The sequence below is a fragment of the Cellulomonas sp. SG140 genome (assembly GCF_025770785.1).
In the GTDB taxonomy this organism is placed as follows: domain Bacteria; phylum Actinomycetota; class Actinomycetes; order Actinomycetales; family Cellulomonadaceae; genus Cellulomonas.
Map to the genome: position 1 here is coordinate 403,610 of NZ_JANZLA010000002.1, position 13,030 is coordinate 416,639.

General features: G+C 72.7%; 12 protein-coding genes. 6 read left to right on the top strand and 6 right to left on the bottom strand.

Annotated elements, in window-relative coordinates:
- Positions 1-16: 16 nt before the first annotated feature.
- The gene (locus tag N0B34_RS05710; protein WP_263730348.1) at positions 17-214 is read left to right on the top strand and encodes a hypothetical protein; all 198 of its coding nucleotides are present in this window, start codon (positions 17-19) and stop codon (positions 212-214) included.
- Between the two features lie 13 nt (positions 215-227).
- On the opposite strand, the gene N0B34_RS05715 is transcribed toward N0B34_RS05710, so the two are convergent.
- Positions 228-2,039 (bottom strand): AMP-dependent synthetase/ligase, encoded by a 1,812-nt coding sequence (locus tag N0B34_RS05715; RefSeq protein ID WP_263730349.1) that lies wholly within the window; start codon positions 2,037-2,039, stop codon positions 228-230.
- A gap of 197 nt (positions 2,040-2,236) precedes the next feature.
- Here N0B34_RS05715 and N0B34_RS05720 point away from each other — a divergent pair, with 197 nt between their 5' ends.
- Positions 2,237-3,187, top strand: coding sequence for an ROK family glucokinase (locus N0B34_RS05720; protein WP_263730350.1), 951 nt, complete (start codon positions 2,237-2,239; stop codon positions 3,185-3,187).
- A gap of 13 nt (positions 3,188-3,200) precedes the next feature.
- Here N0B34_RS05720 and N0B34_RS05725 read toward each other — a convergent pair whose 3' ends face one another.
- Positions 3,201-3,707 (bottom strand): hypothetical protein, encoded by a 507-nt coding sequence (locus N0B34_RS05725; protein WP_263730351.1) that lies wholly within the window; start codon positions 3,705-3,707, stop codon positions 3,201-3,203.
- A 99-nt stretch (positions 3,708-3,806) separates the two neighbouring features.
- Here N0B34_RS05725 and N0B34_RS05730 point away from each other — a divergent pair, with 99 nt between their 5' ends.
- The 3 genes from N0B34_RS05730 (at position 3,807) to N0B34_RS05740 (ending at position 7,248) form a co-directional block, all read left to right on the top strand.
- Positions 3,807-4,601: a lysophospholipid acyltransferase family protein gene (locus N0B34_RS05730; RefSeq protein WP_263730352.1), complete on the top strand. Its 795-nt coding sequence runs from the start codon at positions 3,807-3,809 to the stop codon at positions 4,599-4,601.
- 74 nt (positions 4,602-4,675) lie between these two features.
- Positions 4,676-5,899: a pyrophosphate--fructose-6-phosphate 1-phosphotransferase gene (locus tag N0B34_RS05735; protein ID WP_263730353.1), complete on the top strand. Its 1,224-nt coding sequence runs from the start codon at positions 4,676-4,678 to the stop codon at positions 5,897-5,899.
- Positions 5,896-7,248 (top strand): class II 3-deoxy-7-phosphoheptulonate synthase, encoded by a 1,353-nt coding sequence (locus N0B34_RS05740; RefSeq protein WP_263730354.1) that lies wholly within the window; start codon positions 5,896-5,898, stop codon positions 7,246-7,248. The genes N0B34_RS05735 and N0B34_RS05740 overlap by 4 nt, the downstream gene beginning before the upstream one ends.
- Positions 7,249-7,356: 108 nt before the next feature.
- On the opposite strand, the gene N0B34_RS05745 is transcribed toward N0B34_RS05740, so the two are convergent.
- Together N0B34_RS05745 and N0B34_RS05750 are read right to left on the bottom strand one after the other, a co-directional pair.
- Positions 7,357-9,426: a Stk1 family PASTA domain-containing Ser/Thr kinase gene (locus tag N0B34_RS05745; RefSeq protein WP_263730355.1), complete on the bottom strand. Its 2,070-nt coding sequence runs from the start codon at positions 9,424-9,426 to the stop codon at positions 7,357-7,359.
- Positions 9,427-9,485: 59 nt separating this feature from the next.
- The gene (locus N0B34_RS05750) at positions 9,486-10,697 is read right to left on the bottom strand and encodes a LysM peptidoglycan-binding domain-containing protein (protein WP_263730356.1); all 1,212 of its coding nucleotides are present in this window, start codon (positions 10,695-10,697) and stop codon (positions 9,486-9,488) included.
- Between the two features lie 192 nt (positions 10,698-10,889).
- Between N0B34_RS05750 and N0B34_RS05755 the strand changes: the two genes are divergently transcribed.
- On the top strand, positions 10,890-11,303 hold the full coding sequence (locus N0B34_RS05755; protein ID WP_263730357.1) for an Rv2175c family DNA-binding protein: 414 nt from the start codon (positions 10,890-10,892) through the stop codon (positions 11,301-11,303).
- Positions 11,304-11,354: 51 nt separating this feature from the next.
- Here N0B34_RS05755 and N0B34_RS05760 read toward each other — a convergent pair whose 3' ends face one another.
- Together N0B34_RS05760 and N0B34_RS05765 are read right to left on the bottom strand one after the other, a co-directional pair.
- The gene (locus tag N0B34_RS05760; protein ID WP_263730358.1) at positions 11,355-12,464 is read right to left on the bottom strand and encodes a polyprenyl synthetase family protein; all 1,110 of its coding nucleotides are present in this window, start codon (positions 12,462-12,464) and stop codon (positions 11,355-11,357) included.
- 39 nt (positions 12,465-12,503) lie between these two features.
- Positions 12,504-12,980 carry a hypothetical protein gene (locus tag N0B34_RS05765; protein ID WP_263730359.1) on the bottom strand — a complete coding sequence of 159 codons (477 nt, stop codon included), beginning with the start codon at positions 12,978-12,980 and terminating at the stop codon, positions 12,504-12,506.
- Between the last annotated feature and the right edge of the window lie 50 nt (positions 12,981-13,030).

The window sequence follows — 13,030 nt, forward strand, 5'->3', positions numbered from 1 at the left end:
TCGTTAGCGTCGCGCCATGATCATCGACTGCGACGCGTGCACGGCGGGCCCCGCCGCGTGCGCCGACTGCGTGGTGACGTTCCTGATGGTCCCGGCCGGTACGCCGTCTGGCGTGGGAGGCGCGGTCGAGCTCGACGCCGGCGAGCGTGCCGCTCTCGACGTGCTGGCCGCGTCAGGGCTGGTGCCGCCGCTCCGGATCGACCTGACCGGCTGAGCGAACGGCACGCTCAGCCGTGCACCGGACCCTCGTACAGCGCGTCGACCTCGTGGGCGAAGTCCTTGAGGACCTCGGCGCGCCGCACGCTGAGCTTCGGGGTCAGGTAGCCGTTCGCGATGGTGAGGTCGCCCTCGAGGATGCGGTACTTGCGGATCGACTCCGCTCGCGACACCGCCTGGTTGGTCCTCGCGACGGCCTTGTCCAGCGAGGCCAGCACGTCGGGGTCCTTGGCTGCGTCCTGCAGCGACATCGGCGGCTTGCCGTGCGCGGCGAGCCATCCCGGGACGCCTTCGGGGTCGAGCGTGATGAGGGCTCCGATGAACGGTCGCTGATCGCCGACCACCACGACCTGGCTGACCAACGGGTGCCCGCGCAGCCTGTCCTCCAGCACTGCGGGGGCCACGTTCTTGCCGCCGGCGGTGACGATGATCTCCTTCTTCCGGCCGGTGATCCGCAGGTAGCCCTCGTCGTCGAGGGCCCCGAGGTCACCGGTGCGGAACCAGCCGTCGACGAGCGCCGCGGCCGTCGCCTCCGGGTTGTTGTGGTACCCGCGGAAGACACCGATCCCGCGGACCTCCACCTCGCCGTCGGCCGCGATCCGCACAGAGGTGCCGGGCAGCGCGGGACCGACCGTGCCGATCTTCGACCGGTCGGGCAGGTTCACCGTCGCGGGCGCCGTGGTCTCGGTCAGGCCGTACCCCTCGAGCACGTGCAGCCCCGTGCCGCGGAAGAAGTGCCCCAGCCGCTCGCCGAGCGGCGCGCCGCCGGAGATCGCCCACCGCGCCTGCCCGCCGAGCGCCGCCCGGATCCGCCGCAGCACGAGGACGTCGGCCACGAGGTGCTGGAGCTGCAACCACCGGCTCGGTCCGCCCGGGGTGTCGAGCGCCCGGGAGTAGACGATCGCCGTCTTCGCGGCACGCTGGAAGATGCCGCCCTTGCCGCCGGCTGCCGCCTTCTGCTCGGCGGAGTTGTAGACCTTCTCGAACACTCGTGGCACCGACAGCACGAAGGTGGGCCGGAACGCCTCGAGGTCGGGCAGCAGCGTCTTGGTGTCGGCGGTGTGCCCGAGCGTCGCCCCGGCCGCGACGGTCAGCACGTGCACGAACCGCGCGAACACGTGCGCGAGCGGCATGAAGAGCAACGTGCGGGAACCGTCGCCCTGCACCACCACGTTCAGCTTCTCGACGGCGTTCACCGTGAGCTCGTAGAAGTTCCCGTGCGTCAGCTCGGCGCCCTTGGGCCGGCCGGTGGTTCCCGACGTGTAGATGATCGTGGCCAGGTCGTCCAGGTGAGCGAGGTGGCGGCGCTGCTCGACTTCCTCGACCGGGACGTGGGCGCCGTCACGCACCAGCGCGGCCACCGCGTCGTGGTCGATCACCAGCACGTCCCGCAGTTGCGGCACCTCGGCGCGGACCTGGTCGACCAGCTCGGCGTGGGCGGCCGTCTCCACCACCAGCAGGGAGACGGTGGAGTCGGACAGGATCCAGTGCACCTGCTCGGCCGAGGACGTCTCGTACACCGGCACGGTGACGGCGCCGGCCCGCCAGATCGCCCAGTCGAGGAGCGACCACTCGTAGCGGGTGCGGGACATGATGCCGACCCGGTCGCCCGGCTGCACCCCACGGGACACGAGCCCGCGGGCGACCGCCGTGATCTCGGCGTCCAGCGCGCGAGCCGTCGTCGTGGCCCACGGACCGCCGTCGGGGGACCGTCGCTCCATGAGGACCCGGTCCGGCGTCGCCGCGACCCGCTCCGCGAAGAGGTCGTTCAGGTTCCGCGACCGATCGACCTCGACCACGAGCGGGGAGGAGGACTCGTCCATGCTGACTCCAGTGGCAGACGACGACGTGTATCGCGAGGATACGGGACGTTCGACCCCCTCTCTCGGGCAGACCTGGCACTTGTCGCGGGGGGCCGCACGTCGTCGGCGGCAGGCTGCGGCTCGCCCCGCCCCGCGGGCGCTAGCGTGGGCCCGCGCATCGGGACGTCGGTGCGGACGGACGAGGGAACGGGCACCACATGCACGCCATCGGTGTGGACATCGGCGGGACCAAGATCGCTGCGGGCGTCGTCGACGACGACGGTCGGATCCTGGCGCAGACCCGGCGGGACACGGACCCGACCGATGCGACCACCGTGGACCGGGGTGTGGTCGACGTCTGCCGAGAGCTGATGGCCGACTACGAGGTGGGCGCGATCGGTCTGGCCGCTCCGGGCTTCATCGGGGCCGACCGTGCGACGGTGGGCTTCACGCCGAACCTTCCGTGGCGAGACCACCCGCTGCGTGACGCCGTGGCGACGGCGCTGCGGACCGAGGTGCCGATCGTCGTCGAGAACGACGCCAACGCCGCCGGCTGGGCCGAGTACCGGTTCGGCGTGGCAGACGGTGTCACCGACATGGTCACGCTCACGTTGGGCACCGGGCTCGGCGGCGCCATCGTCTCGGGCGGGCGCCTGGTGCGCGGCCGTTGGGGTGTGGCCGCCGAGATCGGCCACCTCCGCGTGGTGCCCGAGGGGCACGTGTGCGGGTGCGGTCAGCGCGGCTGCTGGGAGCAGTACGTGTCCGGCAGCGCGCTCGTGCGGGACGCGCATGCGATCGCGCAGCAGCGCCCGGACCGGGCGGCCCGGCTGCTCGAGCTCGCGGGCGGCAAGTGGCGCAAGATCACCGGGCTGCACGTCACGCAGGCCGCCGAGGAGGGCGACGAGCTGGCCATCGAGCTGCTCGCGGACATCGGCCGGTGGGTCGGTCAGGGTGCCGCGTCCGTCGCGGCGCTCCTGGACCCCGAGCTGTTCGTGGTCGGCGGTGGGCTCTCCGCAGCCGGCGAGCTGGTGATGGCGCCTGCACGTACCGCGTTCCTCGAGCACCTGTCCGCGCGTGGGCATCACCCGGAGGCGCGCTTCGCCATCGCCTCGATGGGCAACGAGGCCGGCATGGTGGGCGCGGCCGACCTGGCGCGGCTCGAGTCCTAGCGGGGGTCGCGCCTCAGACGACCGCGCCGGAGTCGTCGTCCCCCTCGTCGCGCCGGTGCGGCATGCGCCAGACGAGCACGCCGAGCCCTGCGACGAACGTGGCTCCGGCGATCGCCAGGAGCCACCCCGGCGCGTCCGGCCAGGCGAGCACGAGGACGACGAAGAGGACGGGCATCCCGATCGCCGCGGTCCAGGCAAGCGTGAGCAGGGGATCGCCACCGAGCACGGGACCCGGGTCGGGCGGGACGAAGTGCTCGCTCGCGTCGACGGCCGCCTCGGCCGCGTCCTGCTGCGCGCTGCCGTCCCAGTCCCGACCGGTCAGCTCGGCCGCTGCAGGAGGCTGGTGGACGCCGGCGGCGTGCTGCTCCCGATCGGCGTCCGGCCGGTGGTCCGCGCGGTCGACGTGTGCCGACGGTGTCTCGAGGTCGGCGAGCTCTGCGACGATCTGTGCCCAGCGTGCGTCGACGGCGGCCTGGTCCGGCTCGCCGGCGTCGGCGTCGTCGTCGGGACGCTGCGGCATGGATGCACTCTAGAGTCGGACCCAGCAGTCGGCGTGGTGCCCCAGGGCATCGCGACAGGGACGTCGAGCTGCGCCGCTGCCCGGTCGAGGAGTTGAGCGTTGTTCTACTGGTTGATGAAGCGCATCTTCGTCGGACCCCTGCTGCGGCTGGTGTACCGGCCGTGGGTCCGTGGCGTGGAGAACGTGCCGACGGATGGTCCCGCCATCCTGGCGAGCAACCACCTGGCCGTCATCGACTCGTTCTTCCTGCCGCTCGTGCTCTCGCGCGAGATCGTCTTCATCGGCAAGCAGGAGTACTTCACCGGCCGCGGCATCAAGGGCCGGCTGACCGCGGGCTTCATGCGCGGCGTCGGCACCATCCCGGTGGACCGCGGGGGTGGCAAGGCGGGGGAGGCGGCGCTGCGGACGGGACTGCGCCGGTTGGGCGAAGGCGGGCTCTTCGGCATCTATCCCGAGGGCACGCGCAGCCCCGACGGCCGGCTCTACCGAGGCAAGACGGGCGTGGCGCGGCTCGCGCTGGAGTCCGGCGCTCCGGTGATCCCCGTCGCGATGGTCGGCACCAACATCGCGCAGCCGATCGGCCGCACGATCCCCAAGGTGATGCGGATCGGCATCGTGATCGGCGAGCCGCTCGACTTCAGCCGCTACCGCGGCATGGAGAACGACCGGTTCATCCTCCGGTCCGTGACCGACGAGATCATGTACGCCCTGATGAGCATCTCGGGCCAGGAGTACGTGGACGTCTACGCGGCGACCCAGAAGGCCCGGATCGCCACCGGCCACCCGGCGGTGACGGGTGACGCGACGGACCACCTGCCGGCCGCTCCCGGCGGGCGTCCGGTGCCCGACGTCCAGGTTCCGGTCGAGCCGCCGACCGCGGAGGCCGGTCAGTAGGATGGCCGGCGCGCCTGGCGCGTCCCCGTGCAGCCGCGGCTGCATACCCGTGCTCGATCGAGAGGTGTTCCCCCATGTCGGTCCGTCGCGTCGCTCTCCTCACCGCAGGCGGCTTCGCCCCGTGCCTGTCCTCGGCCGTCGGCGGGCTGATCGAGCGCTACACGGAGATCGCCCCCGAGATCGAGATCATCGCCTACCAGCACGGCTACCACGGCCTGCTGCGCGGGGAGAAGATCGTGGTGGACGAGGAGGGCCGCAAGAAGGCCGGCATCCTGCACCGCTTCGGCGGCTCGCCCATCGGGAACTCCCGGGTGAAGCTGACCAACGCCAAGGACTGCGTCAAGCGCGGCCTGGTCAAGGAGGGTGAGAACCCGCTGCACGTGGCGGCCGAGCAGCTCAAGGCCGACGGGGTCGACGTGCTGCACACCATCGGTGGCGACGACACCAACACCACCGCCGCGGACCTGGCCGCCTACCTCGCCGAGAACGACTACCCGCTGACGGTCGTGGGGCTGCCCAAGACGATCGACAACGACGTCGTGCCGATCCGCCAGTCCCTCGGCGCATGGACCGCCGCCGAGGAGGCGGCGGGCTTCGCGGCGAACATCATCGGCGAGCACCGCTCCGGCCCCCGGATGCTGATCGTGCACGAGGTGATGGGTCGGCACTGCGGGTGGCTGACCGCCGCCGCCGCGTCCGAGTACCGCAAGTGGCTCGACCTGCAGGAGTGGGTGCCGAGCCTGGGCCTGACGCGTGAGCGCTGGGACATCCACGCCGTCTTCCTGCCCGAGCTGGCGCTCGACATCGACGCCGAGGCGGCGCGCCTCAAGGCGATCATGGACACCCAGGGGAACGTCAACATCTTCTTGTCCGAGGGCGCCGGGATGAACGAGATCGTCGCCCAGAAGGAGGCCGCGGGCGAGGAGGTCGCTCGGGACGCCTTCGGTCACGTCAAGCTCGACACGATCAACCCGGGCCAGTGGTTCGCCAAGCAGTTCGCCGCCAAGCTCGGCGCCGAGAAGGTCATGGTCCAGAAGTCCGGCTACTACTCGCGCGCCGCCGCCGCGAACGCCGAGGACCTGCGCCTCATCAAGTCGATGACGGACCTGGCCGTCGAGTGCGCGCTGCGCGGCGAGGCCGGCGTCATCGGTCACGACGAGGAGAACGGCGACCGTCTGCGTGCGATCGAGTTCCCGCGGATCGCCGGCGGCAAGGCGTTCGACGTCACGCAGCCCTGGTTCGGCCGGCTGCTGGCGGACATCGGCCAGCCGCTGGTCGCAGCGGCTTCCCACGCATGAGCGTGGAGCCGGACCCCGGGGTTCTGGAGGGTCTGGACGCCTGGGAGGGCCTCTCGGCCGAGCAGCAGCCCTCGTGGCCGGACGCCACGCGGCTTCGGCAGGTGCGCGAGAAGCTCGCGACCCTGCCGCCGCTCGTCTTCGCCGGTGAGGCGGATGCGCTGCGGGCCAAGCTCGCCGCGGCGGGCCGTGGCGAGGCGTTCCTGCTCCAGGGCGGGGACTGCGCCGAGATCTTCGCCGAGGCGACCGCGGACCGGATCCGCCACAAGATCATGACGGTCCTCCAGATGGCCGTGGTGCTCACGTACGGCGCCAGCCTGCCCGTCATCAAGATGGGCCGGATGGCCGGCCAGTACGCCAAGCCGCGCAGCGCCGACACCGAGACGCGGGACGGCGTGACCCTGCCGGCCTTCCGTGGGGACATCGTGAACGGCTACGCCTTCACGCCAGCGGACCGGACCCCGGACCCGGAGCGACTGCTCGAGGCCTACCACACGTCGGCGTCGACCCTGAATCTGATCAGGGCGTTCACCACCGGCGGCTTCGCCTCCCTGCTCCGGGTGCACGAGTGGAACCGCGGCTTCACCGCCAACCCGGCGTACTCCCGCTACGAGGAGATCGCGGCGGAGATCGACCGGGCGATCCGGTTCATGGCTGCCTGCGGCGCGGACTTCGACGCCCTGCGGGCCGTCGACTTCTACGCCAGCCACGAGGGTCTGCTGCTGGACTACGAGCGGCCCCTGACGCGGATCGACTCGCGCACCGGCCTGCCGTACGACTGCTCGGGCCACTTCCTGTGGATCGGCGAGCGCACCCGCAAGCTGGACGGTGCGCACATCGACTACTTCTCCCGCGTGCAAAACCCGCTCGGCGTCAAGCTCGGCCCGACGACCACGGGTGACGAGGCGCTGGCCCTGATGGACCGGCTGAACCCGAACGGCGAGCCGGGCCGCCTGACCTTCATCACGCGGATGGGCGCGGGCCTGGTCCGCGACCGGCTGCCTGCCCTGGTGGCGAAGGTCACCGCCGACGGTCGGCCGATCACGTGGGTATGCGACCCGATGCACGGCAACGGCATCGTCTCCTCGTCCGGCTACAAGACGAGGCGCTTCGCGGACGTGATCGACGAGGTGGCCGGCTTCTTCGAGGTGCACCGGGCCCTCGGGACGGTCCCCGGAGGCCTGCACATCGAGCTGACCGGCGACGACGTCACCGAGGTGCTCGGCGGCACCGAGGAGATCGACGAGGAGGGGCTGTCGCGGCGCTACGAGACCCGCGTCGACCCCCGGCTGAACCACCAGCAGTCGCTCGAGCTGGCCTTCCAGGTGGTGGAGCTGCTCCGTCGCTCATGAGAGTGGCGCGCGTACGACGAGGCCCCGTTCCCCGCTGGGGAGACGGGGCCTCGTCACGGTCGGGGACCGTCGTCGGGGAGGCTCGCTCCGCGGCTGGCGGCCGCTGGGTCAGACCACCGACAGCGTGATCGTCGAGCCGCGTGGGGCCGTCTTCCCGTTGCCGCCAGCCGGTGTCTGGTCGTAGACGGTGTTCAACGGGTGCGCGCCCAACGGATAGGTGACCGCCACGGTGAACCCGGCGTCCTGCAGGGTCTTCGTCGCCTTGTCGGCCTTCATCTGGATCACGTTGGGCACCGGAAGCATCTCCTGGCCCTTGCTGACGGTGGCCTGGACGGTGTCCCCGCGGTGCGCGGTGCTGCCCGCCTTCGGCGACTGGTCCATCACGGTGCCGGCCGGCACGGTGTCGCTGAACGCCTCGCTGGCGGCCACCTTCAGGCCGTCGGCGGCGAGCTGTGCGGTGGCCTGGTCGAGGGTCGCACCGACGACGGTGGTCACCGTCACCGGTGCCGGCCCCTTGGACAGGGAGAGGGTCACCGTGGTGCCGCGCTTCACCTGGGTCTTGGGGTCCGCGGCGGCACCGTCCGGCAGCGTCGCGGACAGCACCGACCCGATCGCGGCGGTGTCGTGCCACTGCTCCGGTCCGTAGGCGACCGAGAGGCCGGCCGCCTTCAGGACCTTCTCGGCAGCCGCCTGCATCGCTCCGACGACGCCGTCGGGGATCGTGACCATGTCGACGCCGCGCGAGACGGTGTAGGTGACGGTGCCGGCCTTGCGCACGGGCTGCCCGACCGCGGGGTTCGCCCTGAACACCTGGCCGGCCGGAGCGACGTCGTCGAAGGCCTCGGTCCGGACGCCGTGCAGACCGTGGCTGGCGAGGACGGCGAGCGCCTGCTGCTCCGACTGGGCGGTGATCTGCGGGACGGTCGTGTAGGCGCCGGGCCCCTGTTCGACGTACCACCAGCCGCCGTACGCGATGCCGCCGACCAGCAGCACCGCGAGCAGGAGCGCCGGCCACCGGCGCCGCCGTGAGCGTCGTGGCGCGGGGACGTCTGCTGTGGCCGGCGACCCGCCGGCGGACGGCCCGGGCGTCGTCGTCCCGAGCCCGATCGGCAGGGCGACGGTGCTGCCCGCACCGTTGACGGTGGCCAGGGTGGTGGTGACCTGCTCGTCGCGGCCGGCTGCGACCCCGAGACGCTCGACGCCGTCGCCCTCGCCGCTGAACGTGCTCAGAGCCGATGCAAGGTCCTCGTCGGAGCTCTCGGGCGCGTGCTGCGCGGGGACGGCAGGGGACACGTCCGCGTGCCGGCCCAGCACCACCGGGTCCAGCGCAGCGCGCGTGCGCCGCAGGCGCGCCAGGGCGGCTCCCGCGTCGACGGGTCGGTCGGCCGGGTCGCGGGCCGTGAGCGCGGCGACGAGCTCGTCGACCTCGCTCGGCAGCCACGGCACCAGGTCGGACGGCGCCGGCACGTCGCTGTTCACGTGCTGGAACGCCACCTGGATCGGGGTGGCCCCGGTGAAGGGCTGGCGGCCCGTCAGCATCTCGTAGAGCAGGATGCCGGTGGCGTACACGTCCGTGCGGGCGTCGCTCGCGCCGCGGACCACGAGCTCGGGTGCGAGGTAGGCCACGGTTCCCAGCACCGTCCCCGTGGTGGTGGACGTCACCTCGGTGACCGCGCGGGCCAGGCCGAAGTCGGCGAGCTTGACGCGGTCGTCCTCGGCTGCCAGCAGCACGTTCTCCGGCTTGACGTCTCGGTGGACCAGGCCGTTGCGGTGCGCCGCGGTCAGGGCGTCGAGGACCGCCTCGCCGATCCGCAAGGCCTCACCGACGCTCAGGGCACCCTGCTCGCCGATCCGACGACGCAGGTTCACGCCCGTGACGAGCTCCATGGTCAGGTAGCTCGTCTCGCCGTCGACGCCTTGGTCGAAGACGCTGACCAGGCCGGGATGGGCCAACCGTGCCGCGGTGCGGGCCTCCCGCCGGAAGCGGGCGATGAAGTCCGCGCCGGACGCACCGTCGGCCAGGTGCGGATGCATCACCTTGAGCGCGACGTCGCGGTCCAGCCGGCGGTCGACCGCCACGTAGACCGTCGCCATGCCACCGCGGGCGAGGCGGGAGACCACCTCGTACCGGCCGTCGACCAGGCGGCCGACGAGCGGATCGGTGACGGTGGCTCCCACGGTGGCGAGTCTACGGGCGCGTTCCGCGGCCCCGGCGGAGGCGTGCAGCGCGGGCGCGGTCAGCGGAAGCGCGTCATCAGGGTCTGGACGTTGGCGACGTAGCGGCGCGTGTCCGGGTACATCCCGCTCTTCTGCACGGATGCGAGCCCCTGGTAGTAGCCCGCGATGGCGCTCGGCAGGTCCGGCGCCGTGCGGACGAGGGACCGCAGGATCAGCACTCCGGCGGTGACGTTGTCCTGGGGGTTCAGCAGGTTGAGGGACCGGCCCGCCATCTGCGACGCCCACTCGCCCGACGAGGGGATCACCTGCATGGTGCCGATGGCGTTGGCCGGCGACACGGACGTCTGGTCGAACCCGGACTCCTGGTAGGCGACGGCGAGTGCGAGGGCCGGGTCCACACCGAGGGTGCGTGCCGTGGATGCCACCAGGGCGCGCATCTGTGCGGGCGAGGGCACGCCTGTCGCGAGCAGTGCGGCCTTGTTCACGTTCGCCGCGCCGACGACGACGGCCGGGTAGGTCCGGCCGGCGAAGGTGTCACCGACCAGCGGCTTCGCGGTGGCGACGGTGGCGCCCGGCACGTCCAGACCCTGCCCGATGCGGATGAGCCCCCGCGAGTCCAGCCCGTTGGCCGCCGCGACCGCGGCGACCGTGGTGCCGAACCGCGAGGCGATCGACGACAGGGTGTCGCCGGCGGCGACGGTGTACCGGCTGACCGAGGTCGGGGCGTTGACGGCCTTGATCGTCGGGACGGTCGCGACCGTCGCGGACACCGCGGTGACTGCGGCAGCCGGAGCGCCGCTCGCGGACGGGATGGTCAGGACCTGGCCGATCCGGATGAACGCTCTGCCGTCGAGGTGGTTCGCCGCGACGATGGCCGCCACCGAGCTACCGGTGCGCGCGGCGATGTGGGACACGGTGTCGCCCTTGACCACCGTGTACGTGGTGCGGACCGTGCCGGTGGTCGTCGAGGCCGCTGCGCGGGGTGCCGGGGCGACCGCGGCGGGAGCCGCTGCCCCGGGGATGCTGAGGACCTGCCCGGCTCGGATGCGCGAGGCGTCGGCGAGCGCGTTGGCCCGGCTGATCGCCGCCACGCTCACGCCTGCACGCTGCGCGATGTGGCTCACGGTGTCACCGGGCCGCACGGTGTACTGCGTGTCGGCGTGGGCGGGCGCCGCGACGGCGACGGTGACGGCGGTGAGCGCGAGGGTGGCCCCCGTGCCCGTCGCGGCACGTCGGCGTGCCGTGGCACGCGCTGTTGCTGTGTCGGTCATGGCGAAGGACCCCCGGCGACAAGATGGTCGGCGCCCCGTGACGCCTGTGACAGATGTGACAGATGTGCACGCTAGTGGAGGGTGAGCCGGTGTGAAAGGTCGAGGTCCGAAGCGTCCCGGTTCGGGGCGTCGGCAGGTGTGCGGATCGGCGTCGCGCGTCGCTGCCCACCTCCGCACTCGTAGGCTGACCTCGTGACTGACGCGCCTGCTGCGCCCGACGACCTGGTCGACGAGTGGCTGACCCTTCCCGACGTGGCCGACCGGCTGGGGGAGGACGTGGCCAAGGTGCGGCGCCTCGTCCAGGAGCGGCGGCTGATCGCGGTCCGTCGCGGGGAGCCGCCCGTCCTCTGCGTCCCGGCGCGCTTCCTCGTGCCGGGTCACCTCGCCAACCCGGCCAACCCCGGCGTCCCCGGCGCGGGGGCGGCGTGGACCGTGCTGGCGGCGCTGCAGGGCACCTTCACCGTGCTGGCGGACGTCGGTTTCACGGACGAGCAGGCGATCGTCTGGCTGTTCACCCCCACCGACGAGCTGGGCGGCACCCCGATGGACGCCCTCCTGGCGGGACGCAAGTCGTTGGTGAGGCGGCTCGCCCAGGCCGAGCTCTGAGCGCGTCCGCGGTCTGCGACCCTTCGGCGGCGCGGCGAGCGTTCGGCTCCCTCAGCGCCGGCGGTCGACCGCCTGCCGCGCCAGCTCCACGAGGTGGGAACGGGCCGGTTCCCGCCAGCCGCTCGACTCGATGAGCCCGAAGGCACGCCTCGACAGCTGGTCGATCAGCCCTTCCACCTCGGCGGGTGCACCGGAGGCGGCGATGGCGTCCGCCAGCTGCGCCGTCCGCGACGCGTCCATCGTCGCGTCGCCCAGGTGCTCCGTCAGCAACCGGCGGGTCGTCTCGTCCCCGGAGGCGAGGGCCCGGGCGACCAGGACCGTCCGCTTGCCCTCTCGCAGGTCGTCACCGGCCGGCTTGCCCGTCACCGCCGGATCGCCGAAGACACCGAGCAGGTCGTCGCGCAGCTGGAACGCCTCGCCCAGCGGGAGGCCGATCGCCGCGCAGCGGTCGAGCGCCGCGGCATCGGCGCCCGCGACCGCCGCGCCGAGCAGCATGGGCTGCTCGACGCTGTAGCGCGCCGACTTCGCCCGGAGCACCTGCCACGCGCGGCGCTCGATCACGGCGGGGTCGTCGCCCCAGGGCTGGACCTGTGCCGCCAGGTCCAGGTACTGACCGACCGTCACGCCCGACGTCATGCGGGAGAAGAACGAGCGGACGGTTGCCGCATCCGCCGGCGGCAAGGGTTCGACGGCTTCGGCGAGCTCGGCGTCGCAGGCCACGAGCGCGAGGTCACCGAGCAGGATCGCGGCGGACATCCCGTACCGGTCACCGTCGCCGGCAAGGTGGAGCCGCGCGTGCCGAGCCGCGAACGCCCGGTGCGCGGTCGGGCGCCCGCGCCGGGTGTCGGAGTCGTCCATCACGTCGTCGTGGAACAGCGCCGCTGCCTGGAAGAGCTCGAGGGCCGCGCCGACACGCAGGGCGCAGAGCTCCTCGGAGCTGCCCGTGACGCCGCCGTGCGCGCGCCAGGACCAGTAGGCGAACGCAGCTCGGAGGCGCTTGCCACCGCCGAGCATGGTGCGCAGAGCCTCGACGAGCGGTGCCGCCTCGTGCCCGGTCTCGGCCAGGTCGGTCTCGAGCCGATCGAGGTGCGCCCGCAGGAGGCCGTCCACCTGGCGCCGCACGTCCTCGTCGTCGAGCAGGGGCGGTGCCGAGGCGCTCACCAGGTCAGCGTAGGGGAGCGGCGACCGGCCCCGGGCGGCTCAGACGTGCACACGGCCCCCGAGCGTGAGCGTGCGCACGCCGTCCCGGTCGAGCACGCCGACCAGCACCAGCTCGGTGCCGTCGGAACGGGAGAACGAGCTCTGAGCCGCGAGCCCGGGGTCGGGCTGGGCCGGCGGTGCCTCGTGGAAGCCCGCCGCGAGCAGCGGCCCACGCACTGCCGCCAGCAGTCCCGCCGCGTCCTGGGCGCTGCGCAGGTTCAGGCTGATCTGCGTCAGGCCGCCGGCGATCGGCTGTGCCGACGAGACGAGCACGGTGGCCCCCTCCGGCACGGGGACCAGCTGGGTGGGGAAGCCCTTGACGAGGGTGCCGACGCTCGTCCCGCTGCCCGCCTGCTCGGTGAGCAGCGGTTCGGTCGGCGAGGGGGACGACGGGCTCGAGGGGGACCCGAGTCGTGCCGGCGCGCTCGACGCGCACCCGGTGAGGGTCAGGGCCGCCACGACCAAAGCACCGGTCACCGCGATCCTCGGGCCCCTGGCACGGGGTCCCTGGGCGGTCGTGTGCGGCA

Coding starts and splice junctions, on each gene's coding strand:
- N0B34_RS05720 (WP_263730350.1), top strand. CDS start 2,237: ATGCACGCCATCGGTGTGGACATCGGCGGGACCAAGATCGCTGCGGGC.
- N0B34_RS05725 (WP_263730351.1), bottom strand. CDS start 3,707: ATGCCGCAGCGTCCCGACGACGACGCCGACGCCGGCGAGCCGGACCAG.
- N0B34_RS05710 (WP_263730348.1), top strand. CDS start 17: ATGATCATCGACTGCGACGCGTGCACGGCGGGCCCCGCCGCGTGCGCC.
- N0B34_RS05740 (WP_263730354.1), top strand. CDS start 5,896: ATGAGCGTGGAGCCGGACCCCGGGGTTCTGGAGGGTCTGGACGCCTGG.
- N0B34_RS05750 (WP_263730356.1), bottom strand. CDS start 10,697: ATGACCGACACAGCAACAGCGCGTGCCACGGCACGCCGACGTGCCGCG.
- N0B34_RS05735 (WP_263730353.1), top strand. CDS start 4,676: ATGTCGGTCCGTCGCGTCGCTCTCCTCACCGCAGGCGGCTTCGCCCCG.
- N0B34_RS05715 (WP_263730349.1), bottom strand. CDS start 2,039: ATGGACGAGTCCTCCTCCCCGCTCGTGGTCGAGGTCGATCGGTCGCGG.